Below are 733 nucleotides of genomic sequence, written 5' to 3'. Positions count from 1 at the left end.
GCATCGACCATCGTAACCAGCCAACTTCCCGTGGACTCATGGCACGAAGTTATCGGAGATCCCACGCTCGCCGACGCCATTCTGGATCGCCTCGTCCATAACGCTCACCGCCTCCAGCTGGCCGGCGAAAGCATGCGAAAACGCAACGCCAAAACCATCACCCTTGACGAGCAGCCAGAACGCTGACTCTATCAACGCCTTGGCCGGAGCGGGCCGCTCACGATCGTCTGAATTCGGCGCTCATGATCGCGCGAGATCGCTGCTCACTATCAGTGAAATATGCACCTCTCCCCGCGCCGCTGCTCGTACTTGCGCTGCCTACCCGGTGCAACTACGTTAAGTAAGCCTTGCTGCCGGTTGCTCAACTGAAGGATTGCATGCAATGACCCCAGACAATGCCGGCCGAGGCCGACTCCGCGTGCCGCAGGAGGCCGCGCTTTGGTTGGCCATCGCCGGCATTCTTGCGGCCGCAATTTGGTTTTCCTGGAATCCAACCCCGGTTGCTCAAGCGCTTGCGGCACTTTTCATTGCCTGCGCCCTGATCCACGCCACCTTCGCCTATGGTGCGCGGAGCGCCTTGGTTCTGTTCGTTACTTGTAACGCAATTGCGTTTGCGATGGAAAACCTGAGCGCTGCCACAGCGTTTCCATTTGGGACCTTTCATTTCGTGGTCGGCGCGGACTTGCCGCAGATCGGCCTCATCCCGATCATCGTGGGACCGGTATGGTTCGTT

General features: G+C 59.2%; 2 protein-coding genes. Both read left to right on the top strand.

Annotated features, from left to right (window positions below):
- Window positions 1-186 (top strand): ATP-binding protein (locus ACZIRK_RS45340; protein ID WP_463703283.1); only part of this gene is annotated, 186 nt, incomplete at its 5' end.
- A gap of 256 nt (window positions 187-442) precedes the next feature.
- A partial coding sequence (locus ACZIRK_RS45335) for a carotenoid biosynthesis protein (RefSeq protein ID WP_474419860.1) occupies window positions 443-733 on the top strand: 291 nt, incomplete at its 3' end.

It is taken from the genome of Bradyrhizobium sp. Leo114, from assembly GCF_055229415.2.
The sequence above is the reverse complement of the archived record's forward strand: the minus strand, read 5'-3'. Positions and strand labels throughout refer to the sequence as shown.